This window comes from Achromobacter sp. ISS7, from assembly GCF_056523125.1.
In genome coordinates this window covers 213,327-237,673 of sequence record NZ_JAWRZD010000002.1, presented here as the reverse complement: position 1 = coordinate 237,673, position 24,347 = coordinate 213,327, and the positions used below count along the sequence as shown (strand labels likewise).

Annotated in this window: 32 protein-coding genes; 6 read left to right on the top strand and 26 right to left on the bottom strand. The window is 59.2% G+C overall.

Annotated elements, in window-relative coordinates; all coding sequences use genetic code 11:
• Positions 1–42 precede the first annotated feature (42 nt).
• From AC1HFW_RS32860 to AC1HFW_RS32795, 14 genes are all read right to left on the bottom strand, one after another.
• Positions 43–423: a VVA0879 family protein gene (locus tag AC1HFW_RS32860; RefSeq protein WP_479286921.1), complete on the bottom strand. Its 381-nt coding sequence runs from the start codon at positions 421–423 to the stop codon at positions 43–45.
• A complete protein-coding gene (locus AC1HFW_RS32855; protein ID WP_479286920.1) occupies positions 420–1,022 on the bottom strand; it encodes a hypothetical protein in 603 nt (200 codons plus the stop codon). Before AC1HFW_RS32855 ends, AC1HFW_RS32860 begins: the two co-directional genes overlap by 4 nt.
• Positions 1,022–1,990, bottom strand: a complete 969-nt coding sequence (locus AC1HFW_RS32850) for a hypothetical protein (RefSeq protein ID WP_479286919.1) — start codon at positions 1,988–1,990, stop codon at positions 1,022–1,024. The genes AC1HFW_RS32855 and AC1HFW_RS32850 overlap by 1 nt, the downstream gene beginning before the upstream one ends.
• A complete protein-coding gene (locus AC1HFW_RS32845; protein ID WP_479286918.1) occupies positions 1,987–3,027 on the bottom strand; it encodes an AAA family ATPase in 1,041 nt (346 codons plus the stop codon). The genes AC1HFW_RS32850 and AC1HFW_RS32845 overlap by 4 nt, the downstream gene beginning before the upstream one ends.
• Positions 3,028–3,030: 3 nt before the next feature.
• A complete protein-coding gene (locus AC1HFW_RS32840) occupies positions 3,031–3,624 on the bottom strand; it encodes a hypothetical protein (RefSeq protein WP_479286916.1) in 594 nt (197 codons plus the stop codon).
• Complete coding sequence (locus AC1HFW_RS32835) at positions 3,617–4,861, bottom strand: hypothetical protein (protein ID WP_479286915.1); 1,245 nt, start codon at positions 4,859–4,861, stop codon at positions 3,617–3,619. The genes AC1HFW_RS32840 and AC1HFW_RS32835 overlap by 8 nt, the downstream gene beginning before the upstream one ends.
• Positions 4,861–5,667, bottom strand: coding sequence for a hypothetical protein (locus AC1HFW_RS32830; RefSeq protein ID WP_479286914.1), 807 nt, complete (start codon positions 5,665–5,667; stop codon positions 4,861–4,863). Before AC1HFW_RS32830 ends, AC1HFW_RS32835 begins: the two co-directional genes overlap by 1 nt.
• A 71-nt stretch (positions 5,668–5,738) precedes the next feature.
• Positions 5,739–6,029: a hypothetical protein gene (locus AC1HFW_RS32825; protein ID WP_479286913.1), complete on the bottom strand. Its 291-nt coding sequence runs from the start codon at positions 6,027–6,029 to the stop codon at positions 5,739–5,741.
• Positions 6,026–7,063, bottom strand: coding sequence for a phage Gp37/Gp68 family protein (locus AC1HFW_RS32820; RefSeq protein ID WP_479286911.1), 1,038 nt, complete (start codon positions 7,061–7,063; stop codon positions 6,026–6,028). The genes AC1HFW_RS32825 and AC1HFW_RS32820 overlap by 4 nt, the downstream gene beginning before the upstream one ends.
• A complete protein-coding gene (locus AC1HFW_RS32815) occupies positions 7,056–7,502 on the bottom strand; it encodes a hypothetical protein (protein WP_479286910.1) in 447 nt (148 codons plus the stop codon). The genes AC1HFW_RS32820 and AC1HFW_RS32815 overlap by 8 nt, the downstream gene beginning before the upstream one ends.
• Before the next feature lie 90 nt (positions 7,503–7,592).
• Positions 7,593–7,868 carry a DUF4031 domain-containing protein gene (locus AC1HFW_RS32810; protein WP_479286909.1) on the bottom strand — a complete coding sequence of 92 codons (276 nt, stop codon included), beginning with the start codon at positions 7,866–7,868 and terminating at the stop codon, positions 7,593–7,595.
• Positions 7,868–8,473 carry a hypothetical protein gene (locus AC1HFW_RS32805; protein ID WP_054432588.1) on the bottom strand — a complete coding sequence of 202 codons (606 nt, stop codon included), beginning with the start codon at positions 8,471–8,473 and terminating at the stop codon, positions 7,868–7,870. Before AC1HFW_RS32805 ends, AC1HFW_RS32810 begins: the two co-directional genes overlap by 1 nt.
• Entirely contained in the window at positions 8,473–8,823 is a 351-nt protein-coding gene (locus tag AC1HFW_RS32800; protein WP_479286907.1) for a hypothetical protein, read from the bottom strand. The genes AC1HFW_RS32805 and AC1HFW_RS32800 overlap by 1 nt, the downstream gene beginning before the upstream one ends.
• Before the next feature lie 20 nt (positions 8,824–8,843).
• Complete coding sequence (locus AC1HFW_RS32795) at positions 8,844–9,884, bottom strand: hypothetical protein (protein WP_054432586.1); 1,041 nt, start codon at positions 9,882–9,884, stop codon at positions 8,844–8,846.
• 223 nt (positions 9,885–10,107) lie between these two features.
• Between AC1HFW_RS32795 and AC1HFW_RS32790 the strand changes: the two genes are divergently transcribed.
• Positions 10,108–10,467 (top strand): hypothetical protein, encoded by a 360-nt coding sequence (locus AC1HFW_RS32790; RefSeq protein WP_054432585.1) that lies wholly within the window; start codon positions 10,108–10,110, stop codon positions 10,465–10,467.
• A 67-nt stretch (positions 10,468–10,534) separates the two neighbouring features.
• Here AC1HFW_RS32790 and AC1HFW_RS32785 read toward each other — a convergent pair whose 3' ends face one another.
• The 4 genes from AC1HFW_RS32785 to AC1HFW_RS32770 form a co-directional block, all read right to left on the bottom strand.
• Positions 10,535–12,577, bottom strand: coding sequence for an RNB domain-containing ribonuclease (locus tag AC1HFW_RS32785; protein ID WP_479286905.1), 2,043 nt, complete (start codon positions 12,575–12,577; stop codon positions 10,535–10,537).
• Positions 12,578–12,815: 238 nt separating this feature from the next.
• On the bottom strand, positions 12,816–13,163 hold the full coding sequence (locus AC1HFW_RS32780; RefSeq protein WP_156350261.1) for a hypothetical protein: 348 nt from the start codon (positions 13,161–13,163) through the stop codon (positions 12,816–12,818).
• Positions 13,164–13,240: 77 nt separating this feature from the next.
• Entirely contained in the window at positions 13,241–13,825 is a 585-nt protein-coding gene (locus AC1HFW_RS32775; protein WP_479286903.1) for a hypothetical protein, read from the bottom strand.
• A 67-nt stretch (positions 13,826–13,892) separates the two neighbouring features.
• Positions 13,893–14,243, bottom strand: coding sequence for a hypothetical protein (locus AC1HFW_RS32770; RefSeq protein ID WP_457988101.1), 351 nt, complete (start codon positions 14,241–14,243; stop codon positions 13,893–13,895).
• A 287-nt stretch (positions 14,244–14,530) separates the two neighbouring features.
• Between AC1HFW_RS32770 and AC1HFW_RS32765 the strand changes: the two genes are divergently transcribed.
• Positions 14,531–15,100 (top strand): class I SAM-dependent methyltransferase, encoded by a 570-nt coding sequence (locus AC1HFW_RS32765; RefSeq protein WP_457988102.1) that lies wholly within the window; start codon positions 14,531–14,533, stop codon positions 15,098–15,100.
• 477 nt (positions 15,101–15,577) lie between these two features.
• Here AC1HFW_RS32765 and AC1HFW_RS32760 read toward each other — a convergent pair whose 3' ends face one another.
• The 8 genes from AC1HFW_RS32760 to AC1HFW_RS32725 all read right to left on the bottom strand — a co-directional run bounded on the left by AC1HFW_RS32760 (position 15,578) and on the right by AC1HFW_RS32725 (position 22,133).
• Positions 15,578–15,850 carry a hypothetical protein gene (locus AC1HFW_RS32760; protein WP_054432579.1) on the bottom strand — a complete coding sequence of 91 codons (273 nt, stop codon included), beginning with the start codon at positions 15,848–15,850 and terminating at the stop codon, positions 15,578–15,580.
• A gap of 157 nt (positions 15,851–16,007) precedes the next feature.
• Positions 16,008–17,963 (bottom strand): DNA cytosine methyltransferase, encoded by a 1,956-nt coding sequence (locus tag AC1HFW_RS32755; protein WP_479286900.1) that lies wholly within the window; start codon positions 17,961–17,963, stop codon positions 16,008–16,010.
• Positions 17,964–18,146: 183 nt separating this feature from the next.
• Entirely contained in the window at positions 18,147–18,512 is a 366-nt protein-coding gene (locus AC1HFW_RS32750) for a hypothetical protein (RefSeq protein ID WP_479286898.1), read from the bottom strand.
• A 125-nt stretch (positions 18,513–18,637) separates the two neighbouring features.
• The gene (locus tag AC1HFW_RS32745; RefSeq protein WP_479286896.1) at positions 18,638–19,264 is read right to left on the bottom strand and encodes a hypothetical protein; all 627 of its coding nucleotides are present in this window, start codon (positions 19,262–19,264) and stop codon (positions 18,638–18,640) included.
• 44 nt (positions 19,265–19,308) lie between these two features.
• Positions 19,309–19,677 carry a hypothetical protein gene (locus AC1HFW_RS32740; RefSeq protein ID WP_479286895.1) on the bottom strand — a complete coding sequence of 123 codons (369 nt, stop codon included), beginning with the start codon at positions 19,675–19,677 and terminating at the stop codon, positions 19,309–19,311.
• A gap of 60 nt (positions 19,678–19,737) precedes the next feature.
• Positions 19,738–20,163, bottom strand: a complete 426-nt coding sequence (locus AC1HFW_RS32735; RefSeq protein WP_479286893.1) for a hypothetical protein — start codon at positions 20,161–20,163, stop codon at positions 19,738–19,740.
• A gap of 44 nt (positions 20,164–20,207) precedes the next feature.
• Complete coding sequence (locus AC1HFW_RS32730; RefSeq protein WP_479286891.1) at positions 20,208–21,023, bottom strand: phosphoadenosine phosphosulfate reductase domain-containing protein; 816 nt, start codon at positions 21,021–21,023, stop codon at positions 20,208–20,210.
• A gap of 678 nt (positions 21,024–21,701) precedes the next feature.
• Positions 21,702–22,133, bottom strand: coding sequence for a hypothetical protein (locus tag AC1HFW_RS32725; protein WP_479286890.1), 432 nt, complete (start codon positions 22,131–22,133; stop codon positions 21,702–21,704).
• Between the two features lie 238 nt (positions 22,134–22,371).
• Here AC1HFW_RS32725 and AC1HFW_RS32720 point away from each other — a divergent pair, with 238 nt between their 5' ends.
• From AC1HFW_RS32720 to AC1HFW_RS32705, 4 genes are all read left to right on the top strand, one after another.
• Entirely contained in the window at positions 22,372–22,656 is a 285-nt protein-coding gene (locus tag AC1HFW_RS32720) for a hypothetical protein (protein ID WP_479286889.1), read from the top strand.
• Positions 22,657–22,668: 12 nt separating this feature from the next.
• A complete protein-coding gene (locus AC1HFW_RS32715; RefSeq protein WP_479286888.1) occupies positions 22,669–23,055 on the top strand; it encodes a hypothetical protein in 387 nt (128 codons plus the stop codon).
• 76 nt (positions 23,056–23,131) lie between these two features.
• Entirely contained in the window at positions 23,132–23,686 is a 555-nt protein-coding gene (locus AC1HFW_RS32710) for a hypothetical protein (RefSeq protein WP_479286886.1), read from the top strand.
• Complete coding sequence (locus AC1HFW_RS32705; RefSeq protein WP_479286885.1) at positions 23,679–24,287, top strand: DUF262 domain-containing protein; 609 nt, start codon at positions 23,679–23,681, stop codon at positions 24,285–24,287. The genes AC1HFW_RS32710 and AC1HFW_RS32705 overlap by 8 nt, the downstream gene beginning before the upstream one ends.
• Positions 24,288–24,347 lie beyond the last annotated feature (60 nt).

The following is a 24,347-nucleotide window of genomic DNA, read 5'->3' as shown; positions in this document are numbered from 1 at the left end:
CGCGCTGCCCCGCTATTGATTTCCGCCTGGCCCTCGGGTCCCTCATGAGTTCTCTGCTAAGCGAAGCTGCGTTGCGCGATGCGCGTCGGCCTCTTCTTTTGTGACGAGCTCGAAATGCGGATGTTCTTTGCCATCAGGAGTGACCACCACGAGGCGGTGAGTCTGGAGCAATCCACCGAGGGTCCAATTGCAGGGTCTCCCATCCGCCTCCCTCCGGGGTGATTCCGCGCCGGTGAATCGTCCCAGGCACGAGAAACCCAGGAAGCGGCTCACCTCGCCCCAGTCCTTGCCGGCACCAGCGTTGATGAAGTCGTACCCGTTCTGCAAAGTGCGGCACATGGGACACTTCACCGTTGTGAGTTCGCCGCTCGAGGCCTGCGCTTTGCACGCTGCCTGGAACTCTTCCAGTGTCATTCGCTTCATGCTTCACCATCCCTTTGTTCGTGCTGGGCCTCTTCAATCGCGGCCAGAGGCGAGGGATACCATTCGTTTTGGTGCTTATCGGTTCCGGGCCACCAGACCCGATAGATCGTTCTTCCGCCCAGGCGATCTGTCTCGATTGCGCCCCCAGTCTCAGCCAAAAACTGAAGCATGTTTCCGGCCCGGCGCGATGCGTCATGTTCCCGCAACGCACGAGCAAAGGCAACTTCACCTGTCGAGTTGCGCGTTTCGCTGCACCAGGGCGGCAAGTCTTCAAACGCTTGTGCCGCAGTTATGAGAGCACGTGATTCGTCGCGTGACGCGCCCGCGCTCAGGGCTTGGTCGATGACGACAAGATTCCACACAGCCGTCTGAATGGTTGCCATGGCGCGATCAAGGTCCGCTCTGTCCGATGAAAGCAGCTCCTGCATTTGAGCGATTACGTCGTCCGCAATGGCGACAGTGTGACTATCTCCCGTCAGCGCCTTCTCGATCCCCGCTTTCACCAGCTCGAAAATATCAAGAGGCGGATGCGTTGCCGAATTGCCCGCAGAGAAAATGAACACTTGCGGCCAAACCAGAACAGCCGATGGCTTGCTCATCATTGGTCCTTCACTTTCAGCGCTGCATGGGCCGCCCGCGCGCGATCAATGCGCTCGATCTCCGCCAGGACCAGCGCGCCTGCTTTGAGGAGATCCTCACGTGTCGTGCCGGGCTTCCACCACTCTTTAGCCCAGGGCCACAGGTGAGACATGTAGGAGATGTCCCGACTTTGGGAGCTTGCGGCGTAGCAGGCCGCGGCCTGGGCGAGCTCGCCATTGATGTACGAGTCGTCTCGCTCTAGACTGAAACCCTCGACTTGAATCTGTCGTGCGCGCTCGGCAAGCAGGTCGCGAAGAGCCCCCGAATCGGAGAGGGGTGCGCACAGCTTGCGCAGCAAGGGGGCCACAGTGGCCAGATTGTCTTCGCCCTGCGCATCCTCCAGTTCTTTCCACAGTGTGATGTCGCCCTTTGGATCGAACCACGCCACAGTCCCTCCCGCTGCAAGAGGGCTGGCCGCCGGCGCGTCGCCAGCTAGCGCCAAGAGGCGGCCCGCCAAATCCTCCATGATGTTGCGCATGTCGCGTGGGTCCTGGTTCATGGCGGTGTGCGCCATCATACCGAGCTGGTTCAGCTCGGCACGGATGTCAGCAAACTGGGCGGTCCCTTTAGATTTCGTCTGTACCGACTGAAGGAGTCGGGCGTATGCACCACCGTTCATGAAGTCCGCGATCTCGTGCGTCTCAGATGCGGACACGTGGGCTGCTTTCGAACCGGCTGGCACAAGGCTCGTTGCAAGGTCCTGCGCGGGGGGCGCCAGTTCCAACGGGTGAGAGAGATCTTGATGAAAGGAAGCCGTGGCATGCTGCTTGCTCAGCAGGGCGCGCACGGCTGCGACGATCTGCGGAGCGTTGTACGTCATGGTGCATTGTTCGTCATTCGGTCGCCCGAATTCGGCAAAAACTTCCAGGATTTGGTCGTCACTCGGCCAGGCTGCCTGTAGTGCAGATGCGGGATGTGTGGTGGTCATGCAGATTCCTTGGTATGTCGTGAGGCAGCGGATGGAACCAGTGCGCCCATGATTGCGGGTACGCCTCGTCCGTCGTTCAACACCAGATCGCGGCGCAGTTCTTGGCAATGTCGGACCAACGCGGCCAGGTTGAGGAACTCGTGCGCGGCGACAGTGGATGCCAGGTGCGACACGTCGCGTCCTGGGGTTCGCTCGACAGCAAGTTCTCGCTGCGCGCAACGGAGCCTGGTGTCGAGGTCCGGGGCAGGAAGGTGTAGCGGAAAGTCAAATCGTCGCACTAGCGCCGAATCGAGCTGTTCCTTGAGGTTGGTCGCGCAGATCAGCACGCTATGAGCGGGCAAGCGGTCAATCAACAGCAATAGCTGGTTGGTCACACGGCGGATCTCTCCGACGTCGTTGCTCGACCGACTTGCGCCGATACTGTCGAATTCATCAAGGAACAGCACGCACGGCGCGCCACCAGCGTAGTGAAATGCTTTAGCCAGGTTGGCGCCGGTTTCACCCAAATGGCTGGTGATCAAGGAACTGTAGTTCATACGCATCAGCGGCAGTTCCAGCTCACACGCCAGGGCCTGAGCCAGAAGCGTTTTCCCGTTTCCGGGCGGACCTTCCAGCAGGATCCTGTGTCGAGGTTCCAGGTGATAAGCGGCCAGTTCGGCTGCCCGCGCATGCTCCTGCAGGATGGCCGGCAACAACAATTCCACGCTTCGAGGCAGCACCACATCCGAGAACCGAACTGCCGGCTCTTCGAATGCCAAGATGTCCCCCGGAGGATTCAGCTTCACGGGCCTCACAGTCTGTTGCCGCCGTAGCTTGTCAGCCAGAGAGGGATGGGTCTCTTGCAGGGCAACAGCCATCGCGTCGACCACCTCGGTCGCCTTATCCGTGAACCCCCAGCGAACTCGTTCCACAAACTTGGGCAGCAGCCCCAGGGCTACAGTCGCCGCTGCCTGTTTCGATGCGGAGCGTTTTGGAATGGTGGGTGTCGCAATTGGGGCTGCAGTGTCCAACAAGGTGAGATTTTGATCACCAGCCATGGCCTACTTCTCCAGCTCGGCCGACATGGCGGAGTCGTAACCGCGGTCGAAGCCAGCACGAAACAATTTGCGGTTGCTCTTCGTGTCGATTTCCGAACGGGCGTCGAAGTATGCGAACTCGGAGTCGTCGCGTTCACGTTGCTTGATCGCGCGGAGTTGCTCGCTGGTCTTCGCACTCTCTACCGTGGATGGAGTCTGGGCGGCCTGGCTCTCGCTGGTAGGTTCGTCGTCCAGTCGAATGCTGCCTTCCTCGGGATATTCCTCGAGCCAGCAGAGAAGGCCCGCGGGCTCATGTCCGTCTACGCTGTCGCGTGCGGGGCCGTGCTGGATGCAGACGGATTGCTCCAACTGCTCGGCTTCACCATCGGGAGCGAGGAACTTCAGTGCATCGCGTAGCTGATATCCGTTCAATGTCAGCGCATTGTCGCCAAATCGCGCTGGCGCCGCCCCGGCAAGCACGCCGTCCAGGACCTCCATGATTCGGACAGCTTGATTAGGCGCGTCGATGCCGGCGACGTGGGCTTCTGCCAGACTCACCAGGGCACGCCGCACGAATACGTCGCGCCAGCCGGCAGGCGCATTCAGGGTTTCATTCATAGGAGTCTCCGCTCGTGGCTGGTTTCTGTGCAAATTTCTCAGCATCCCCAGGGGGGCGAATCACCTCGGATCCTTGCTCGCGCGCCGATTCGCCGGCGCAAGCGTTACGGTGATCTGCCGCGCGCGGACACCGCTTATCACCGCAGACGCTGCATAGGATCATGCGCATCTCGACGCTATGCGGGCGGCAGGTGGCGCAGTTGCAACCTTGCATCTGTCCTTCAGCTTGTTCCCGCAGGGCGCTGCGCCTTTCGAAGTCAGCCAGCGCCTCCCGGCATGCGTCGTCAGGCGTTTCGCCCTGGCCCCGCGCCAAAATCTTACGGTCGGGGTGAGTTTCAACAGGGTGTGAACAGAGCCATGCCATCCATCCTGTCTGCCGGGTACGGGCAAGCTCGAAGTAGCCGTAGTCGTTACTGCGCATCAGCTCGGTGTGCTTGGCGATAAGCGCTCGGATCGAGTCCGGGGCATGCTGCTGGAGTTCGACGTGGGGTCGCGACGCACCGTCGACAGAAGGGCTGCCTTCCCGAAGGTTGCGGACTGCCTGCACCACGGGTTCGAGCGAACCTTCAGCGTTAGCGGCTTCGATCTGGGCAGATTCATTTTCGTAGTCGATCAGGTAGCCGACAATGATCCGTGCATTGGTTTCTGCCAGGTCCGGGGACATTTCATCCCATTCCGCTTCCAGGCACTCAGCAATAGCCTGAACACGCCAGTCATCGAGGGGCGCACGCTTCGGCTTCGCCAGAGGGACGCTTGCCAGGGAGGCGCGCAGCTCGTCAATGTACGGGTTGTGGAAACAAGCAAACTGGTGTCCGCACGCCGGGCAGATTTCTTTCATCCCTGCGGGCGTTATCCCATCGGCTACAGGGGCGCTTGCCAAGGCGAGGGAATCGATAGCGCGCTGGTAGTAGTCCCACAGGAATGCATCATGGTCATACCGCGGGCTTTGGGGGTCGCTGCTGCCGGGCGGACGACGCGCGGCAATGTTGTTTTGTGCGGATTTCAACGCCTGAACTGCCAGCGAGTCTTCTGCGACAGGAGTGCGAGTCTTGGACAGTAGTGCGTCGGCTAGCTCGCGGATATGGGCGCGAGCTGTCGCCGGATAATTCTCGACTGTGCCCCGCTGCATCGCCCACTCCCGGGCGCTGACTGCCATTTCTTCCAGTCGTGCAGGAGATAATGATTGGTCGGTCATGTTCTTTCCTAGGTGGATTGACTTTTCGTTTACGCGATCCATCAGCGCTCCTGACGGAGGATGAATGCTGCGCGCAGAGCGCAAGTCCAGCAGTTTTCTTCCGGAAGAGGGGCTTGATGGTATGCGTCGCGCGCGACCATCACCATCGCAGCGGTGACGTGGCTCCTCTTCTGGTCGTCCTGAACGGCGACCTGAATAGCGGCATCCAAGGCTTTCTTCCACTTGTTCAGTTCGGGAAAGGATGCCTTGTCAAAGGCATCACGGGCGGATTGGACCATCGCCGCGGAAATACGAATTTCTTGAGGGTTGGAGCAAACATTTGCCTGGTCAGCTCGAACCATATGACCGGCGACAAATGCGTCAGAGATCTGCGGAAACTGAGCAGCATATGCACGCCACCGAGCGGCATATTGCCCATCTGCCAATAGCGATGTCGCTGTCATCTCCTGAACAACCTTTGCAGCGTCGTTCGCACAGCGCTCGAAGCTGTCGCGAGAGATTCCGAACGACATAGCAGTCTCGTAGTTGCTAGCAGCCACGTCCCTCAGGCGTTCGGACAGTACCTCCGCGTCGAAAGGGTCGATACGTTTCGTCGGCTCGCCCTGCTGCAGCGCGAGGATCGCGCGACATACAGGGCAGTCGTCATCGCGTACTTCGTGTCCTTCGACCTCATCAGGGCACTGCCCATTGAAAACGTGGTTGATGCGGCCCTCTGCGTAGGCTCGCAACACGGCGACTGCGTTATCTGAAGTTCGTGCGCCAGCGCTTGCTTCGTTGGAGCACGACCGACCATGTTCGGCCACGGAAGCCTCGTCAGTCTTTTTCACGCTTTTTTTCTTTGCGTCCACGGTTCATCCTTAAACGTATGAACTAAGGTAGCAAATTGGAGAATAGAAGTTCAATGGTTTTGGTGTTTGCATCATCCAGTTCGAAGAACGCGTGCGCGCCAACGCTTGTGAGCATCCGCTGGCACCTCGACGGCAATCAGCGTGGTCATGCGCACAAGCTGTGCGCGCAGCTTAGGACCTCCAGTGAAGATGGTCGCAATACCCGGCTTTTTGATGAAGACGGTGCGATGTTTCGAGTCGGTTCCTTGGAAGCGCCATTCTGAGAACATGCCAGGCGCATATTCCAAGCGACGCCGGGCGACGAAGTACTGTTGGCCATCCTTGACCTCGCTGGCCTCAACTTCTTTCACCCAGGAACTCATGAGGTGCTTCCTGGGAGTGCTGCCGGCGCGCTCGCCTGTTGCGACGGTCCAGCACTCCATAGAAGCCCATCCAGTTCACGTCCGGCCGCTTGCTTCCCTACGCGAAATACTTGCATAGCTCCGGAACCTTGTCGAAATGCCATGGGCGCCGTGATGTCCAGGTGGGTACCGTCTGCGTGAAGGACGCCAGTGTCGACGGTACAGCGCCTTCCATAGATATCGTCCAGGTTGACCTGGCTCTCATTGGCGCGCGCCACGACGTTGGACCGGTACAAGGCCCGGTGCTCGTCTTCGTCCATCTGGCAGATTGGCCTCCAGTCTCCCCATTGTTTGAAGAGATAGGGCACGCCAGCGGATTGGCACTGATCGCGCAGGTTGCGCGGCCAGTCGGGGTGAATGGGACGCGCCCCCGGCCCACTTTCCCCTCCGACAATTACCCAATCCAGCGCATGGGTTGCCGCGGTCGATGCAGCCTGCAGATGGGGCGTAAGATCAACGGGGCCGAGCAGCGGCTCCATGCTCAGGAAGCGAACATGGGCAGGGAGCGCCAGCAGCTTCGGAATATCACGATCCGCCTCTGCTTGATTGCATACCGTTGCACCCAGCCAGAGGTTGTCGCGCCGGGCCCATTCCAGAGATGGAAGCATGCGCGCAACGTTGCCGATCCGCTTGGTCAGCAGCAGCCAGTCGAGGTTGGGGGTCCGTTCGATCAGATCGAATAGATCACTGCGCCAGGCTGGATCCACGGCGTTATCGAACACATCAGCCAGGCTGGCACAGAAGACGCGCTGACGCCGGCCATGTCGCTCGAGGAATTCCGCGTGAGCGGCGTTCCAGGAAACGGGCTTTTGCCAATTGCTCGCGCTGGTGCGCCGACGGGGAGCGCCTGGCCCCCAGTTCACGGCCTTGCCACCAGCAAACCGAGCGTTGCGCGTCTCGGCATAGCAATGGTCGCAGCCCGGACCTACCTTTTGACAACCTTCCCACGGATTGAACGTATGGTCCGTCCATTCGATCTTGCTGTTTTCAGCCATTTTGTTTCCTTGCGAGAGCGCGCGCCGCATCCACGCCGGCGACGACATCTTTGTAGTAGAGGCTTGGAGGTAGATCGACCTGGTCGCCTTTCAGGTGAATGAGCGAGTAACGGGCGGTTCCGGATTCGTAAAGGAAATCGCTTTCGAGCTCAAGAAAGGGATGGATCCACCGCCAACGAGCAGCATCTTCCGAACTGGCCTGGAGCGCTTCTGCGACCTGACCACATTTGAAGATCAGTAGTTCCGGCCGGCGTCCCTCAACGCCGAGCGACACAGCGATCTTATCGAGGGTGTCTTCCAGGTCTTTGACGTAGCCGCGAAGAATGCGGACCTCGGAGGAGCGCGCATCGTCAGCTTTATGGGGCTTTGCGAAGGCGCCAAGCGCGCATCGCTGGGCCACAGTCAGTCCAGGAACCGTGGCCGGATCCAGAGTGGCCATGACTGCGCACATGGCTTCGTATTCGTCCTTTGGGCAGGTCACCAACTCAGGTGTAGGCACAGCAATTCCTTTTTATGTTTGTGGGTTAGGTTAGGCACCGACCGCTTGGCTTTCCCGGGCACGCTTCAACCGGATCAGGGCGCCCAATTGGGAGCGAGTAATTTCAATGGCGCCTGCCTTCACAGCCAGTTTTCGCTTGGCCCGGCAAATGTCGTAATGGCTATGAGGTGTGCCAGGCTTCTGGTGATGGCGCCGCGCGACACCGATACGCTCTGCCATCGCGTGCAGCTCGTCATCGCTGTCGGCCAGCATGTGGCACATCTTCATCCGCCTGTAGGACGCCTGCATGTGATCTACGTAGACCATCACTGTCCTCGCTCGGTTTGTGCGGCGAGCGACTTGCGGGCAGCCATGGCAGCATCAATGGCCGCTTCGAAGCCTTCTGGCGTGTCGGGCTGGTCCCTGACAAATGCCAAGAACTCGGTCCATTCGGGGTTGCCTTTGTTGCCCGGTCCGATCAACGAACGAAGGAACAGGTAACGATCCACGCTCAGTCGGCTATCTTCGGCTTCCTGGAGGGCATCAGCCATCGCCAGGATCTGACAGCGTAGTGCGCGTTGAAGGTCGTCAACCCGCGATTGGAGACGGCCACATCGCTCGCGAACCTGCTGGGTGTCTGCGGCGTTCGCTTCAACGCGGCCGCGGACGTCCTGGGATGCCTGCCGCTTGGCCTTCTCAACCGCCCGGCGCAGCCTGGCTCGAACCTGTGGCCGGTGCTCCGCCAAGTATTCGTCGGGGCTCGCATTGGCCTTCAAAAACTCCGCAAACGCCTGAATGGTCGGCTGGCTTTCGAACACCACGACGGTGAAAAGCAGGAGGTTGTAGGTCTTGATCGGGTGAGAGCCCTCACCTAGGAGCGTGCCGCGTCGCCGGCCAAGCCCGGTGAACCCTGGGATGACGTTGAAAGCCATCAGTGCCCCCCAGCGACTGGAAGAGCGCGGGGAAGATCTTGAGCCTCGATCACCCCCAGCGCACGAACCTCAGATTGAGGGCCGTTCTTCAGGCCGCAGTAGCGTCCCGTCTGGAGCGTGGCTTCGTAAAGCTCCAGCGTGCAAGGCTCCCATGGCGCCGAGGCGTCGAGCCTTCTTACCTGATAAGCCACGGGCACGGCCGACAGGTGATCACTGGCGATGAGGTTGCGGAGCAGCTGCGCCGCAGATACGTCGATGGGGATGGGAACATCCTTCGAGGCTTCGATTCTTTCGGCCAGGGCGAGCAGCGCGCTGCGATCGGCGGCGGTGAGTGTGTGATTCGTGGTCATATGAGCGTCCTAGGCGGAATTCATTCCGAGAGTTCGTCGGCGGCGATAGCTGCGGGACGTCGCGAGGAGGCGAGGAGCGCGGAGAATTCCTTACGAGTGTCCTGCCCGCGCTCGTACAGATCAGCCAGCTCCGCCCAGTTTTCGATTACGCCGGCAAAGGACGGAATGAGTTGCTTAATGCGGGGGAAGGCCGTACGCACCTCAGGGACTGCAGCGAGTAGCCGGTAACAACGGCCAAAATCTCCGGCGTCATGGGGGGCGTCAAAATCGCCGTCTCGAGCGCCGAGATAGACCGCGGCCATGGTTTCTGAGGAGACGCCCGTGTCGTAGCCCCTCAGCCAATTCCCCAGCCTGGGGAGCGGACCTGCGACATCTTGGCGAGCGCGGTCGGTCAGGATCAGGCGACGGACGACTGGCGCGAGGTAGGGATGCCAAGCAATGTAAGCGTCCTCGAAGGCTTTCTTGATGGATTCGTCAAGCCTCCGTGCTTCATCAAGCGCGACCTGGTCGGCAACCTGGCTTGTCTTTGCAGGCACAGCTGCAGCACCTTGGCCACCAAGCCCCGCCTGAAAGTACGCGTCAGCATCACAGTGCGATTCGTCCACCGTAGCGCCAAACAACTGGAGCAGATGTTCGATGCGTGCTTGAGCTTCGGCCACATTACTGGCGCGAAGATCGATGAGGGCAGATTGGAGCGTCAAGATCGCTCGGTCAGCCTCCGCACGCAGACGCGCAGTGCTTTCGGCCGCTTCCTTGCGGCCAATTTCGTAGGCTTGCAGGTGACCGGTGCTCGGCGACCGCAGCCCACCTCGCACCAGCGATTCGCGAACGACCGTCTCGGGGAAGGGCTGCCAGGAGAGGGCATGCAACGGCAGCAGGGGCACTGCGCCGCTTGCGCTGCGGCAACGAGCCACGCCAGAGCCGTCTGCCGCGCGATAGGCTTCAACGCGCGCGCCAGCTTCTCGGTGAAAGACCGGATCCACGTGGAGCTCATCGCCCTCATAGACGTTACGACCTTCAAGGGTAAACAGCGCTTTCAACTCGGTAGAGGCTTGGTTCATGAGTCACCTTTATTAAGTGATAATCAAGATAGCAAAACCGAGTATTGAAATTCAACCTCTCCATGTGCCTGGAACCTGCCATCACGACCAAGACAAGGGTGTTTTCCCCACCCTTGTGAACTCGCCTTGAGCCCCCAGTGTCTTCTATCAGGCTTGCCCAAAGTTGGGCAGTCTGTGTCGACGCCGGTGCTTTATTGCCGGAACTGAGCAACAGGAGAAAAACATGAGAATGACAAAGCCCACGCTGGACGAGGTCGTCGAGGCGATCGAAGCCACCCGGGACATCGAGATGCCCGAAAATATCGACTGCGAAGGGGATCCGCTCAACCACGAGGATGTGCTGGACCAGCTTCCGCACGAAGACGCGAAGAAGGTCGAGGAAGCACGCGAAACGGTCCGTGAGTACATCGCTCCGGGTGGCGAACTCGACAAGCGCTCGCTTACCGCGTTGAAAAAACGCGGCGTCGATGTGACGTTCAACCCGCATCAGTACGATCAAGATCGGTACGTTGGGCGCGTGATCGTGAACCGCGATACTGACACTTTCATCGACCTTGATGATCGTCCGGTGAACCGGGCGTAAATCGCCAGATTGTCAGGGGCCCCTTCGGGGGGCCTTTTTCTTGCTTCTGCAGGTATCGACGCGCGACTCAGTGCGTCATTAGATCGAGGACCGCCGCGGCACCGGCAGTCTTGGCCTGCTGCTTGCTGGTCCCATCTGCCTCAGCCAGCCAGTGTTCTTCGCCAAGACGGACATCCACGGTACAACGAAATGCAGGCGTGTTGCCGGGCAGCGCGACGAACGCATAGGTCACGGCCGCGTCTTTCTGTTTTTGAGACCAGATGGTTAGCTGGGAGACCGGGTTCTCTGCCGCCGCCTTAGCCGTGGCCAGCACATCCGGCTTGGAAGTGCGTCCGGGCTTTACCTGGCCGAGTTGGTTTAAGAGCGACTGCGCAGCTTGCTGTTCGGCCAGACGTTTCGAGCCGGCACCCGTTGCTGTCGCGGCGTACGTCTTGCCTTGGTAGACGATCGTGACCGAAGCGCCGAATGCCGGGCAGTGCGCGGCCCCCTCCGAAGTGTTCTTGAAGACCGGCGCAGCGATCTTTGCCTTTTGACACCACTCGAGCAGGGCACCTTTGGTGTTTCCTTCGGATGGGCTGCTAGCGTCAATGCTGGGGACTGCCGCCGGCACGGCGTCAGGAACGCCAAGGATGGAGCAAAGCGCCTGCACCTGGGCCAATTGGATAGCCTGGCGCTTCTGGGCACCCCGCCCGGTGCCGGTGTGCAATGATCCATTCTCAAGACGCAACTCGGCATGGGCCGTAAACACCATCGTCTGCGGATCCTGGACCACCTCTCCGGGTGCCTCAGTAATGGCCTGAAGCTGCACAGCCGAGTTCACCATTGCAGCAGCTCGAGCGGGGGTGCTCGCCAACCAGTCCCGCAGAGTAAGGCGTAGCCTTTCGGAAAGAAAAGGGAGCGGAAGCTGAAAGATGAGACGGGTCGCGATCGCCGCCGGCAGGATGTCAAGGGTAGCGCGGCGAACCAACTCGTCTTCGAGCAAGGCTGGAAAAGCACCTGCCTCAACGACCATCTTGATGGCAGCAGACAGCTGGTTCTCTTCCATTGCTTCGAGGTCGCCGGCGGCCAGCTGCCGTTCTGCAGATTCTGCGACCTTGCGCTTGTACGACTCCTCGCGGTCGGTGCGCTGCTGGTCGAGCACCTGGTTTAAGTCCGAAGTCAACGCCTCGAGCTGGGCCGAGTCATACGGCAGCGGTTCCTCTTTCACGTGTGCGCTGAGCTGACGAAGGTTCACGAGGTCGGCATACCGGCGCAGAGGGGAGGTGATGTGCAGATAAACGGGCAAACTCAAGCCATAGTGGCCGGTAACGGTAGCCTCGTAGCGCGCGCGGCCGACAATGGCGTTGAATTGATCTTGTACTTGCTGTGCGCTGACCGTGCCGGCGTCCATCCAGCTTTCGATCGTCTGAGCAAGGTCATGAGCGCGAGGCGCGGCCGCGGTACGTCGGTGATTTCGAAACACCCCGGGCAGGCCTTTCCGGACCATGTACTGCCCGACCTGGCTGTTGGTCAGGATCATCAGTTCCTGGATGACGATATTCCCGATCATTGCCTCTCGGCTCGGCGCCCGGACAATGTGCCCATCTTCGGTTGTCATTAGCATACGCGCCATGTCGTAGAGCGCCAGCGCGCCGCTCTCTCGCCGCTTGCGCAGCAGCGCCGAAGACAGGCGCACAGCAGTAGACACCACCTGGTGGGCGGAATGGCCCTTTGTTTCCAGAACATCTGGAATGGACTTGTAGCTGAGGCGCTCCTCCACCCGGATCAACTTCAGATCGAGATCAAAATCAACGACGTCGAGCCCGGGGGCCAGCCGCATATTGAACACAATGGCTTGGCGCTCCCGCCCCTGAACCAAGCTAGCCAAGTTGGTCGAGATCTTCTCATGGAGCATCGGCCGCAAAGCGAAGTCCCGAACGTAGACCGTCGCCCCCAGTGCCTGTGCCGCTAGATCTTGCTTCGAGCCGATCGGGACGTGTTCCAGGGGATTGGCGATCGCGACGCGAACGTCGAAGCCTCCGTCTGAATTAGCGAAGACGCTGAACGCGTCGTCCAAGTCCTTCGAGGACTCACTGTCGATCGTGATCAGGGGGGCGCGGTCGATGCTCATGGGGGCGTGAAAACGAAAAATTGAACGCAGTTTAGCTCGATCCCCCTAACGCTTTGTCTGAAGGGTCTGAATCGAGAACAGGCGAGCAGGGTGCTTTTGCTTAAGCTCGCGCATCATCTTCTTGGCAGCATTCGGAGTGGTCCAGGTGTGACCCAGGTCAATCTCTGTTCGGCCGGTGCCGACCCACTTGGTTTCGACTACTCGCTGGTTCTTCTGTGACATGCAGGCCTCGCTGAGGTCAGGGCAACTTGACGCCAACTGCGGCCAAGGCGGCGGCCACCTCGGCTCGCTTCTCTTTCGGGAACTCGATGAACATACGTTCTGTGTTCTGAATCTTGACCCACTTGCGGATCTGCGTGAGCAGATCTTTGGTGTCGCCGCTTTCGAGCACGATAAAGCCGCTCACAACTTCGACTGCTGCGGAGTCGTCCAGCTTTGCGGAATCGAAGTCGTCGGAAACCTCAACACCATCCACGATGTAGACGTCCTCGTCTACATGGCTGCCCTGGGGCCAAAAAGTTTCGCTCTCGTCAGCGAAGAATGCCTTTACCACCGCGCCAGGGAAGACGTTTGCTCGTTTTGCCATGATCTCTGTCTGAAAATTTAAATTTGTCCATACAGGCTATCAAATCGGATGCCGGAGTTTCAATGCCCCTTCCGCGGCTACATCGACGGCGAGCGATCCTTCGCGTGATGCGACAGCACTGTTGCAAATCCCTTATGTGTCGCTAGCCATGCAGCAAGGTCGGATTGCCAGGGAGCGAAGCGAGCGTCGCCGCTGTCGTTGAGGTAACGAGACATTGAATTGATGGCAGACGCGACGATGCGCCGCTCTGCAGGCAGGGAACGCAGTTCGGCGAGCTGGCGGTCATATACGTCCTGCACGAGGTGTGTAGCCAGGTTGCGGCGAGCCTGATGCAGCTTATGCTCTGCCATGAATGCTCTCACCCATTCCTCAGGCGCAAATGGTCCCACATATACCGTCTGGTAAGCCACCAGGACATCAGCCTTGTCCGCGACGCGGGTGTAGTACCGGAAGCGACCGCTATCCCAACGCCAATCGTGGGTTTCATCCTCGAGGAACACCGTGATGTGGTGCTTCATGACGCCCCCAGAGGCGACGAATGCGTCTTCACGCAACATGGTCGCCACCCGAACCGGCCGGCGCTCCAAGGGGATGGAAACGCGTTCCGAGGGGGTGAGGCCGCGGAGAATGTCGTATTCGACGGCGACAAGATAAGATTTCATGAGGGTCAAGAACAGGTGTTCGCAATGATCTAAGCAGCCGATGGAGCCGCAACTGTGCGCTCAGTAGTCAGAGCAATGCACTGGCTTGATCTTGTGCGGCGAGAACGGTGCGCACTCCGTCGATCAGGAGGGATGCATCCTGGGAGCCAGAAGTCCAATGGACCTCCCGCCCCCGCGCGTCAACGAAGCGCTGAAACTCGACTCCGGCGGATTGGAATGAGGCGATGATGCGATCATCGTTCAACACCGGAAGACAATCGGCCGGGGGCGGCAGAAGGTCATCGGTGTAGCGCCCGGCGAGCCACATGTCCAATACCTCAACTGCGCGGCTGACGCTGATTTCACCAGCCTGGACCAACTGCAGGGTGCGGCGCATGTCTTCGGCATCGAGGCGATGGGTTTTAGTTTCGCGAGGCATAGCTTTGTCGTCGTTGTTTTGATGTGAGAACCATCCTAGCAATGTGGTAGCTCAAATTTCAAGACGTCGGGCCTGTTGGGCGGCAGCTAAACTCACGGATTCATTTGGCTTGAAGCGGAATCTATAAGGTCCCTTCACACCCACAGAGATTTCATATGACTCTTCGACCTTTCGTCCTCGACACGAGGAGCACTCGCGATCTCGCCCCCGCCGTCATGGAGGCGGAGGGGGGGCCACGAGTTCTTCCTGCGTCGTTCTACGCAACTACGACGCTGAATGAGCGTCTGATGCTGTGCGTGAAACAGGCGCTGTACGGCTTGCCGACGGAAGAATTGGTTGCCTGGTTGGCGCGGTACATCGCCGGCCGCTCTGCAATTGAGATCGGTGCCGGGACCGGGGCACTCTCGAGGGCGTTGAGGGCGATGGGGGTCAACATCCGAGGCGTAGACAATTTCTTGCAGAACCGGCCGGAAGTGAGGCAGTTCTACGCGTCGATCCAGCAGCCGACCATCCGCTACGGGCAAGATGTTGAGCAATTCGATGCGCTGGATGCAGTAAAGGCTTTGCAGCCGAAGGTCGTCATCGCCTCGTGGTTTACCCATAAGTACGATCCAAACAACCAGGCGGCCGGCGGAAACGAGCACGGCGTGGATGAAGCGGAGATTGTCGCCAACTGCGATGCCTACGTCTTCATTGGGAACACAGGGGTCCATGCGCAAAAGCCGATCTGGAAGCTGCCGCACGCCAAAATCGAGCCGGAATGGCTGTTCTCTAGGGGGCGGACTGGACGCGACTTTATTGCAGTGTGGAGGCGGGATGGAATGGTAGTGGACTTGCCTGCGAGCTTATCCCTGTGACCTAGTCATCACCGCGCGGTGAGCTGGCAGTGCTACGGAAGGCTCTGAATGTGAACTGCTGTTAGTCCTTGCGATTCAATTTTTTCACCACCAAGCGACTTGGCTCGGGCGGGCTAGCAGGTTCCGAATTCTCTACCGTTGGCGGCTGACATTGAACCGCTCCATTTCACAGTTTGCGCTTTTGGCTGCGATGTTGTGGATATGACTGTTGGAATCGCCAAATCACCGTGTTCGCCAAAGCCTTCCACGCCCCGCCCACGAGGCACAGCCACAAGCATAGGGCGTCCAAAAACAATACAACATGGCCCCAAGCCGGGATCTCAATGGTCCGGATATAGGATAAGCCCGTGAAATCCGCGCTGGCGACAGTCAATCCGAGTGATTGTAAGGTGTGCAAACAACATCAGGTGATGAGCGGCAGTGAGACTACCACGGGTTGGCTGGAATAGATCCGCCAATAGCAACCCTCGGGACGGGCTATTTCTCTTCGTCGGGAGCCGCCCAGGTCATTGCGTCAAAGGCCTCTCTGCCGTCGATCACACCAAAGGTGCAGTACAAGCTAGATCCATCCTCGAAATCGAAACGCCAAATGCCGTCGAAGCACAGCACAGTCGCGGTCGTTCCCGCGGGCATAGTGAAGCTTCCATTACCGACGCGCTTCATTTTTTGATACTGAAGGCTGAGCGACTTTGCGATGCACTCCGGCCTGGCCAGCTCTTCTGCGGATGGTTGAAAGATATCCTGGATCATGAAGGTTCCATTGTTGTGTGTGGGTTGCCCGGGTCGCTCTCGCGCCGCCGACACCGCGAGCGGTGTCAGGGCTTCGACCAAGTCCCGTCAATGCCTCACGACCCAGGTCGAAGCCCTGCCGGCAGGCCAGAAGGGGCATAGTCACGACTTGACTGGCTTACGCCACCAACCGGCTGGGCATAAGCTCTTCGTGGTGGAAGTTCGCTGCGACGAGCGCCTCCGCGACGAGGGGGCACACGCTGTTGCCGCACATCTTGACTTGGTCGGTGTTCGACAGCGGCACGCGCGGCAGCAAGCGCGGATCTCCGTCGACTTGCACTCCGTTCACGAAGAGCAGCTTCGGGTCAGGGATTTCGTCGATGATATAGCTCTCCGGAAAGCTCTGCGCGCGGTACAGCTCGCGGGGCACCAGCATGCGCATGGTGAGATCGGCCAGTAGCCACCATTGGCCACGCAGGAACGTGACAACGTACTCGGCATCGCCAGGAAACTCCTCGGGCAAATACTCTCGCAGCAGCGCCGCGCAGGCCCGGGCCCGTTCGCGGTGGTCGGGAGAGATGCTGTCCAGGGGAATATTCGTCACCTGCACGAGACCCATTCGAGCTTTCGTGGGCAGCGTGTGCATGGAGTCCGTCAGCGCTTGATCTTGACCACCCTCGCTGTAGTACTTCACCAGGTAGGCAGTTACCAGCCTCTGCTGCGAACCAGAGCCCATGATCGTGCTCATGGAGTCCTCCAGGCTGCGTCCGTGGCCCTCATAGAAACCGCCGTAGGCCTGCTCGAGAAATGCCGTAACCAGGGCCTGTTCACCACGATTGGCTCCAGTGACGGTCCGCACCTGCTCATGGAGGCTGTACCCAGAACGATCACCCTGATGGGTCAGATGAGTGAGATGCGCAGCAGCAATCGCGTGCTTGTTGGCTGCGACGACAGTGCCCAATGGGTTGCGCAGGTCCTGCGCACGCGGCTCCTGTCCCGCGCGTTCGCCATAGCCGATCGTGATCAGGCTGGCGCCGACAAGTCCATGGTGCGTGCCACTGGCGGCCACGGTCGGTGCTGACTCGTGCAGCGAACGACCAATCATGTGCGCCTCCGACGTGCCTCGGAGGGGCGTCATGACTGCGGCTTGAGCTTCCTCCCCGCGACCATCATCACGTCCGCTGGCAGGGACGATGTAGGGCATGTCAGTGGCAAGGACGTGCTTGAAGAGCCCTTTGGTGATCCGGCGCAGTGTGTTCGGCACGAGCTGGCGCGGCCGTTCGGGGTCGAAGACGCTGAAGGCGGGGCGGTCGAAGTCAATGCAGACCGCGGCAGGCTTCTTGGGCGGCAGCCCCTCTCCGCCATGCGATGCGTCCGGCCACACAATGGGCAGCCCGTCGCAGCGCGCCACCATGAAGAAGCGGCGACGGATGGTGGGCGCGCCATAGTCGTTGGCACGCAGCTCGCGGCATTCGATTTTGTAACCCAGACCTTTGATCAAGCGCTTCGCTTCCGCGCTGTCGATGGAGATGCCCAGAAAGTCGCACGCCTCGGCAAGCGCAAAGTGGTTTGGGTCGATCCCATCGCTGAGCATCTGAACGAAGCCATCAAACGTTTCTCCGCGCAGCGCCGGATCCGGCATGAAGCAGCCTGGACGAACCTCAATCAAAGGGCCCCAAGTCTGGAATTCTGTAACATTTTCTAACATAATGTTACGAGGGCGGCATTTTAGAGCCCACCGCAGAGTGACCCAGGCCAGGCCTCGGATCTCTTTCGCCACGGGAGTGCCGCCTTTGGCTTTACTGAAATGGCGGCAGTCGGGGCTCAGCCAAACCAGGCCAACCGGTCGATTCTGCGTCAGAACGATAGGGTCAACGTTCCAAACGGACTCCGCAATGTGCAGGGTGTAGGGGTGATTTGCGGCGTGGCTGGCGAGTGCGACGGGGTTGTGGTTGATGGCGATATCGACTGGCCGCTTGATAGCGCGCTCGATCCCTTCACTCGCGCCGCCAGCTCCAGCGAAGTTGTCGATCACCAGCTCGTGCCCGAAGTCAAGGGGGAGGTTAGCCAGCAGCGGATGCATTTCGTCGAGGCCTTGCTTCTTGACGCGGGGCGTCTTGCTACGGGCAAGCATTGCCGGCGCGTAGGCGCTGCGGCCAATGAATCGTGGGGCAGGGGCTACGCTGGACGGGCAGAGAGAAGTCATGTGTGTCGCCATCAAATAGATAGAAACACACTACCAAAACCAACTATTGAATTTCAAGAGTGTCTGGCGTGGGGGGCTGTTGAAGATTCAATGCGCCTTCTGGTTACCGCATCAAAAGGCGGTGCAAACGCCTAATCTCCCTCCAGGGGCCAGGAGCATCATCGCAATAACGGTAACCAGCAACATGGGAAGCAACGCTCGCCAGTGGTCTAAGAAGCTGCTATGACGATTGGTGTCCAGCTTGTAGCTCATGGCTGGTGGGCTTTCACCCATGAGGAAGTGATGCTTGCCGTCTTCCGCTGACAAGATCCACGTCCCGTCCCATTCGCGCGACAACTGCCCTTTAATCGTCTGATTGGGGTCGACGTACACGGTGACGTCGCGCATTGGATGAGCGCGCAACTGCCAGATGCCGCCCAACTGAAGGGCCTGGCTGATAGCGAACCACCAGAAGACGAGGATGACCAACGTGCGCACAGCTTCTCTTTAAAACGGATTTGATCGGAGATTCTAGCCGCGAAAGTGCGGGGTACACCGTTGATAACGGTGCGCCCGCCCTGAACTGTAGCCCCACGAGGCTGTGCGTCAGAAAGAACCGTATATCAGCGCCGAGCGGTGAATGTGAGCTTGCCTGCATCGCCCATCAGATGCTCGACGGAGCCTTCGAATGGCACCGCCACTACGCCGCTGGCAGTGATATGGCCTACGGTCAGCAAGTCGACGCACTGATCGCTGGTCTTAGGCGGAGTAACTGACAGACCCGAGAGTGAAATGCGGAACTGCACATCCGCTGAGTCCGGCAATGGATCGGTCGTCAAGTGGGCGGAATTCAGCAGCGTTAGGTCCATACGAAGTCCTGTCTCCACCTCGGAATGGATCTTTTCCTTCTCCTTCTGCCCTCCAGCGCATGTCGCGACCAGCGCACAACTGGAGACATACGGCGTGGTGATGAGCTTGGAGAGGTTCGCCGGCATAGATGCCACCGTCATCGAGACGGTCTGGGCGGCGGGTGCCTTCTCGATATCGCCAAAGAAGCGATCAGGCCCCGGTGTGTAGGTGACGCTCACCATGACAGGCTTTACCTGGAATCGCGGGATCGCCGGAAGGGGAGGAAGGGGTGAAACCTCAGTCGGGGGAGCGCTCGGCGGAGGGCCCTCTTGAGCATAGGCCAGGGTTGAGCAGCCAGCGGCCAGCAGGGCGAGGATTCCAGCTTTGATCATCATGTTCATGCTTGAGTTGGGTTCGGAGGAAGAAGGCGTGGTGTGCGGTTTTGCTACGGCTTCGAGGTCGGGCGCGCGCTTGCCGGGGGCGTGCTCGAGGAGGAGCCAAAGTGCGCATCGAGATCGATCGAAGGATCCGCGGCGACAACATAGCTACGCCAGTGTTCAACAGACGGGAGCGTCTTCAGCACGCTGATCAGGCCGGATTCGTCGGGCCAGGCGTCTACAAAGCCGCCCGTCAGAATCGCCTGTTGCATGTACATGAGGTCGGCCAGCGTACGGCTTCCGTGTTGAATCGCGATGTCGTTCAAGGTCTCGTGCTGCTCGAGCAGCTCTTCCATGAATTGCACGGCGGCGTCGGGATTGGTGGTCTTGGCGGAGGGGCGGGAGGGAGTGGGCATGGTGGAGTTGGTCGTGTTCATGAGAAATTTGCTTTGGCACTCATCGCGGGGAGATGACGACGGATTAGTGAAGCCGCGTTATCAACTGCTGCGGCGCCGACGAAATAGTTGGCGGGCGGCTACACCGCAACTCACCAACGAAACGACGACAAGGGCAACGGTCGCAACGTAGGGAAGCATCATTACGGCTTCCTCAACATTCACGAGCATCGCTTGCATCTTGCCTGCGTCGGGCGGAGAAATCGGTTGATCCTTAGTCAAGGCCATGGTGCCCCCGAAGGCCAGGAAGATCATCAACCAGCCGACCACAACAAGCCCCAGTTGCCAAATTCGGAGGTAGGCGGCCGACGCAAGGAGCAACAGTGCGAAAGTCGCGGCCACCTGCAACAGGGCCGTGTCTAGAACACTGGTGGCACCGTAAAAGCAGATGCCCACCACAATGAAGACGTAGGTGAGGGCGAAGGAGCCGCCCCAGGTGAGGCGAAGGCCATCTTCAGATTTGGACATAAATCTCTCTTTGTTGAGGTTGTGGAATTGGGCGAGGAGGGTCGCTACGGATGTGCGGCGAGTTCAGGTTCACGATCTGCTAATCGTTTCGGCCAGGGCAGCGGAATCTCGGTTGCTTTGATCCCTGTGATTTGCTCGAGGGTGAGCTTCCCGTCCTTCTTTGTCGGCATCATCATGACGTTGCCGGTTTGCTTTTCCAGTTCTACGTACGTGCTGTAAAGGCGCGGATTGAGCTGCGCAGCGGTACGAAGGTCAGCCTTGCTCGACATGATGCAAAAGCAGCAGCTGAAGCGCGACATGCCTGCGGCGTATGCCCAGTGAGGCGACTGGCCGGCCGATGCGATCGTGGCAAAGACCTGTTCAACAACTGCATCGTGGATTGGCAGCCAGTCGTACCATTCGCGACCCGCCTTGCTGTTGCGAGAGCTGTACTTGAACGTGGCAAGCTTTGCGCGACGAGGGGACTCTTGCGCTCGCATGCCCATGCAGTTGACGATGAGCGGCACCTTCATCTGTCGAATCTCCCGCTCAATTGGCCCACGCTTCAAGTCGCTCGTGCATTGGCGTTGCTGCGGGGAAGGGAACTTCCCACGGTCCACGATCATTTGCAGCAAGCTACGTCGGGATCGACAGACACGAAGCGGTACTCGCCCGATCGTGGCGCGAATATGCTCTAGGGCGCCATCCCACTCGACTTCGCCGAGGTCCGCATGAACAACGACCAGCTGCGCCGCCGGGATGATGCGAGAGAGCGCGATGAACATGGCCTGAGAATCTTTCCCCCCTGAGTGGTTCGCCACGAACACCGCCCCGCGGTCGATGAGACTCTGGATCTCAGGGGTGATGGGCACATTAATCATTGCGGACCTCGATGCGGCGGATGCCCGCAAACCAACGACGTGGAGACCAGGTCGGCGCCAAATCGCTCCCAGGCGTCATCGGCAGGGGTGCGCTCTTCGTTGGTGTCGTGCAGACCGTACAACGAGGAGTCGTGCCAGCAGATCGACCTGCCGGCCTCGAGAGAGGAGAATGAGACGCGCGCGAAAACTTGCTGGTCTGGGCCACCCCGATATGCTACGAACGCCATCAACGTTGCTCCGCCGATGCCTGAGGAAGGGTCCAACCGCTCTTACGGCTGTATGCAAGGCGGCCGGCCTTCCGAAGGGCCTGGAGGCGGCGATCGATAAGTCGCCACCCTTGCTCCTCGCCATGACGGTTCGCCGGCACAAGCGTGTTTGCATGGGCCGAAAGCGCAACGCTTAGTGAGCTAAAGGTCAGTGATCCATCGCGCGTAGCGACGTGCGCGCTCACGAGCGATTCGATTTTCTTGTCAAGGTCGACATACGCTTGGTTGTGGGTAGCCATCCGTGCCTCGTTTTTAATGTGTAGTGTCAGACTACCAAAACCGATTGCATAGATTCAATAGGGCGGTTGGCTTGACGTTGAAGTGGCAGCACTTAAGAAAGGAGATCCAGGCCTGATCGTTTGAGACAAGCCTTCCCAAGTTGAAGGTAGTCGGCGCAGGCATGCATGCCGTGTCAATCCTCCAACTCGAACTGGATCCGCTCTTCCGCGACATGTTCCGCGATTCGTGCATGGTCTCCCGGCGTGTACCGGTCCCGCGCTGCGGCCAGCGGCATTAGAATCACGGGCGCAAAGCCGAACTGATCGCTTGTGATGTCCGCAAGAAACAGGGAGCCACCTGCTGTGGCACCCTCAACCCAATAGTGGCCGCGCATGCTACCGGATGAGTCGATCAGACCTCCATCCATCGGAGGCCCGCCTCCACACACGACTGCGCACGTGCGTGCGAAGCGGTTTAGTGTGGTCGCCAACAGGATGGCGGCGTAGAGGCAAGTTCCTTCGGTGTTCGCAGTTCCCAGGCTGTTCATCAGCACCCGTTCGAAGATGTTGCGAGTGGATCGCACAATTTCTTCGATCTCACGCTCTCGGTCAGGCACGAAGGGCACGGACGTATCGAAAGGGGCGAGTGGGTGGTCGGGAGTGAGCATAGAAAAAGTAAGGCAGGTGATTCGGACAGCAGATCTGGCAGCGAGACGCTCCCATAGAGGAGGGATGATCTGGGCGCCGCGATGCTGTGAGCCTATCAAATCAGGGGGAGCACGTTCAATACCCATCCCTACTGGAAATTGGGGTGCCCATCCCGGTAGAGTAGTTTCATCAACAGCACAAATCAGGATTGACTCAATGGATCGCGCTCTTCTCCTCGCCGCGGGCTTCAAAGTGAAAACGTACCCTGACCAGGAGGGTGAGTTCCTGCTCAAGGACATGAAGCTGCAGAATTTGCCGGCAGCTGTACAGGAATCACTGTTCCTGGAGATTGAAGAGGGCGATGACCAGTCGGCAATCGTTGAAGTCTGCCCGGACCAGACCATCCAGTTCTTTGTGCCGGCCGTGGAGTATCACGAAAGCTACTCGCTCGAATCGGCAGAAGCCCTCGAACTCGTTCGCTGCGCTATGCAGGCCAAGTAAAGGTATCCGAACATGCCCCGTACCGTCGAAACCATCGTCGCAAACCACAAGCACGCCCGTTCCTTGCGGGATGCCGGAAAGCCAATTTGGTCTCATTCCGTGAACATCAAGTCCGTGATTCATGAGGATCAAGGCAACACCAGCCCTGAACACATCGCCGACATCAGCGTGCGCATCGCGAAGATCTTGCGCGGCCGCCTGCCGGCAAGTTTCTTTGACCTATCCCATCCCGACTTCGATTTTGGTTTCGTGGAAGCCGTGGAGTTCATGGAGGAATGTACTGTCGAGGGATTGGCTGTCGACAAGGAAAATGGCTGCAGCGCAGGGGAGATGTTCAATGGTTGGCTCGAGGAAGTCTATGACTGGGCCGATCGCAACCGTGTCTGGCTGGGCCCATAAGCCGCGCGCTCAGCTCGTAAGGCACTCTTTCAAGCCAAATTTTCAGCCCGCCGGGGGGCGAAACAGAGAACGCACGATGAACCATAACGGATCGACACCTCAAAAGGACTTGCCGTCCTATTCCGCAGCACGCGATGCAGTAAAAGCCCTGCTGGAGTCGGATGCGATTTATTTTGGCCGCGACAAGATCGAGGCCATCGTCGATTCGGTGATCGGAGCCCTTACCGAAGGAACCGAACCTGTTGCGACGCTGGAGTGGAGCAACGGCGACCCTTCGCATGTGCTGCTCCCTGCCGCGTTCAGCCTTCCTGACGGTCAGTACGGACTGTATCCTCTCGCCGTTCCGTCAACTGTGCCGCCGACAGTCGACGATCTGATCGATCCGATTGCCAAAGAGTGGGATGGATGCACCTACGAAGGCGTCGGCAATGACATCGATATCGGTCAAGCCATTCGCGCATCGGCGAAGAAGATCGGTTTCAATATCGTCAGCGCATCCGCAGATCTCGCTGCTTTCAAAGCCTACGATTTATCGGCGGCTCGGGCACTTGTGGAGAACGCGAACAGCAAGGTGTTCATGCGAACTGACGAGCCGACTGCGCCGAGCGGGACGGGAGACGCTGATGAGTAAGGCGCTTGCATTCCGCATCTACAACGGTGCAGAAGGTGCGGATTCGGCGATCAAAATGGAGCGCGATCGTCTTGGTGCCAACGTGTCAAACACGATCATCCGTGAGGTTCTTAGCCGCTTCGAGCGCTTCTGCGCCGAAGAGAGTGAGGTGCGGCGCCAGTATCCGTGGGCCGACCGCTTCGTGATGGGGTTCCCGCTCCCGCCTTGGCAACGACCCGCAGTGTGGACTCTGGATCAGAAGAGGCGCTTCATCCAGTCGATTTGGGCCGGGGTAGATATCGGCTCCTATATGGTCAATGATCTGTGGGAATTCGTCGAAAGCGGTGACGCTGAGACCTTCAGGCAGCACTCGGAAATCCTGCTCGATGGGCAGCAACGCCTGTCTGCGATCCAGGACTACGTGCTGGACGAGTTTGCCATTCCTGATGCCGCGGGTGTGCTGCGACTCTGGAGCGATCTGCCGAAAATTGAGAGGAACCGTTTTTGCATGACCCATTTTTCGTGCGCAACCATTCGTTCGTGGGACGAACAGCAACTCAAATTGGCTTACAACCTGCGTGCGTTCGGTGGCACGGCGCACACTGAAGAACAGCGCGCGTAATAAAGATCCTGCCCTGCCATTGAGGCCCACATGAAGACAGCTTCGTGTGGGCCTTTTGGT

Excerpts from the sequence above, each read along its gene's own strand:
- AC1HFW_RS32860 (WP_479286921.1), bottom strand. The coding sequence starts at position 423 with ATGAAGCGAATGACACTGGAAGAGTTCCAGGCAGCGTGCAAAGCGCAG.
- AC1HFW_RS32855 (WP_479286920.1), bottom strand. The coding sequence starts at position 1,022 with ATGAGCAAGCCATCGGCTGTTCTGGTTTGGCCGCAAGTGTTCATTTTC.
- AC1HFW_RS32850 (WP_479286919.1), bottom strand. The coding sequence starts at position 1,990 with ATGACCACCACACATCCCGCATCTGCACTACAGGCAGCCTGGCCGAGT.
- AC1HFW_RS32845 (WP_479286918.1), bottom strand. The coding sequence starts at position 3,027 with ATGGCTGGTGATCAAAATCTCACCTTGTTGGACACTGCAGCCCCAATT.
- AC1HFW_RS32840 (WP_479286916.1), bottom strand. The coding sequence starts at position 3,624 with ATGAATGAAACCCTGAATGCGCCTGCCGGCTGGCGCGACGTATTCGTG.
- AC1HFW_RS32835 (WP_479286915.1), bottom strand. The coding sequence starts at position 4,861 with ATGGATCGCGTAAACGAAAAGTCAATCCACCTAGGAAAGAACATGACC.
- AC1HFW_RS32825 (WP_479286913.1), bottom strand. The coding sequence starts at position 6,029 with ATGAGTTCCTGGGTGAAAGAAGTTGAGGCCAGCGAGGTCAAGGATGGC.
- AC1HFW_RS32820 (WP_479286911.1), bottom strand. The coding sequence starts at position 7,063 with ATGGCTGAAAACAGCAAGATCGAATGGACGGACCATACGTTCAATCCG.
- AC1HFW_RS32815 (WP_479286910.1), bottom strand. The coding sequence starts at position 7,502 with ATGGCCACTCTGGATCCGGCCACGGTTCCTGGACTGACTGTGGCCCAG.
- AC1HFW_RS32810 (WP_479286909.1), bottom strand. The coding sequence starts at position 7,868 with ATGGTCTACGTAGATCACATGCAGGCGTCCTACAGGCGGATGAAGATG.
- AC1HFW_RS32805 (WP_054432588.1), bottom strand. The coding sequence starts at position 8,473 with ATGGCTTTCAACGTCATCCCAGGGTTCACCGGGCTTGGCCGGCGACGC.
- AC1HFW_RS32800 (WP_479286907.1), bottom strand. The coding sequence starts at position 8,823 with ATGACCACGAATCACACACTCACCGCCGCCGATCGCAGCGCGCTGCTC.
- AC1HFW_RS32795 (WP_054432586.1), bottom strand. The coding sequence starts at position 9,884 with ATGAACCAAGCCTCTACCGAGTTGAAAGCGCTGTTTACCCTTGAAGGT.
- AC1HFW_RS32790 (WP_054432585.1), top strand. The coding sequence starts at position 10,108 with ATGAGAATGACAAAGCCCACGCTGGACGAGGTCGTCGAGGCGATCGAA.
- AC1HFW_RS32785 (WP_479286905.1), bottom strand. The coding sequence starts at position 12,577 with ATGAGCATCGACCGCGCCCCCCTGATCACGATCGACAGTGAGTCCTCG.
- AC1HFW_RS32780 (WP_156350261.1), bottom strand. The coding sequence starts at position 13,163 with ATGGCAAAACGAGCAAACGTCTTCCCTGGCGCGGTGGTAAAGGCATTC.
- AC1HFW_RS32775 (WP_479286903.1), bottom strand. The coding sequence starts at position 13,825 with ATGAAATCTTATCTTGTCGCCGTCGAATACGACATTCTCCGCGGCCTC.
- AC1HFW_RS32770 (WP_457988101.1), bottom strand. The coding sequence starts at position 14,243 with ATGCCTCGCGAAACTAAAACCCATCGCCTCGATGCCGAAGACATGCGC.
- AC1HFW_RS32765 (WP_457988102.1), top strand. The coding sequence starts at position 14,531 with ATGCTGTGCGTGAAACAGGCGCTGTACGGCTTGCCGACGGAAGAATTG.
- AC1HFW_RS32760 (WP_054432579.1), bottom strand. The coding sequence starts at position 15,850 with ATGATCCAGGATATCTTTCAACCATCCGCAGAAGAGCTGGCCAGGCCG.
- AC1HFW_RS32755 (WP_479286900.1), bottom strand. The coding sequence starts at position 17,963 with ATGCTTGCCCGTAGCAAGACGCCCCGCGTCAAGAAGCAAGGCCTCGAC.
- AC1HFW_RS32745 (WP_479286896.1), bottom strand. The coding sequence starts at position 19,264 with ATGAACATGATGATCAAAGCTGGAATCCTCGCCCTGCTGGCCGCTGGC.
- AC1HFW_RS32740 (WP_479286895.1), bottom strand. The coding sequence starts at position 19,677 with ATGAACACGACCAACTCCACCATGCCCACTCCCTCCCGCCCCTCCGCC.
- AC1HFW_RS32735 (WP_479286893.1), bottom strand. The coding sequence starts at position 20,163 with ATGTCCAAATCTGAAGATGGCCTTCGCCTCACCTGGGGCGGCTCCTTC.
- AC1HFW_RS32730 (WP_479286891.1), bottom strand. The coding sequence starts at position 21,023 with ATGATTAATGTGCCCATCACCCCTGAGATCCAGAGTCTCATCGACCGC.
- AC1HFW_RS32720 (WP_479286889.1), top strand. The coding sequence starts at position 22,372 with ATGGATCGCGCTCTTCTCCTCGCCGCGGGCTTCAAAGTGAAAACGTAC.
- AC1HFW_RS32715 (WP_479286888.1), top strand. The coding sequence starts at position 22,669 with ATGCCCCGTACCGTCGAAACCATCGTCGCAAACCACAAGCACGCCCGT.
- AC1HFW_RS32710 (WP_479286886.1), top strand. The coding sequence starts at position 23,132 with ATGAACCATAACGGATCGACACCTCAAAAGGACTTGCCGTCCTATTCC.
- AC1HFW_RS32705 (WP_479286885.1), top strand. The coding sequence starts at position 23,679 with ATGAGTAAGGCGCTTGCATTCCGCATCTACAACGGTGCAGAAGGTGCG.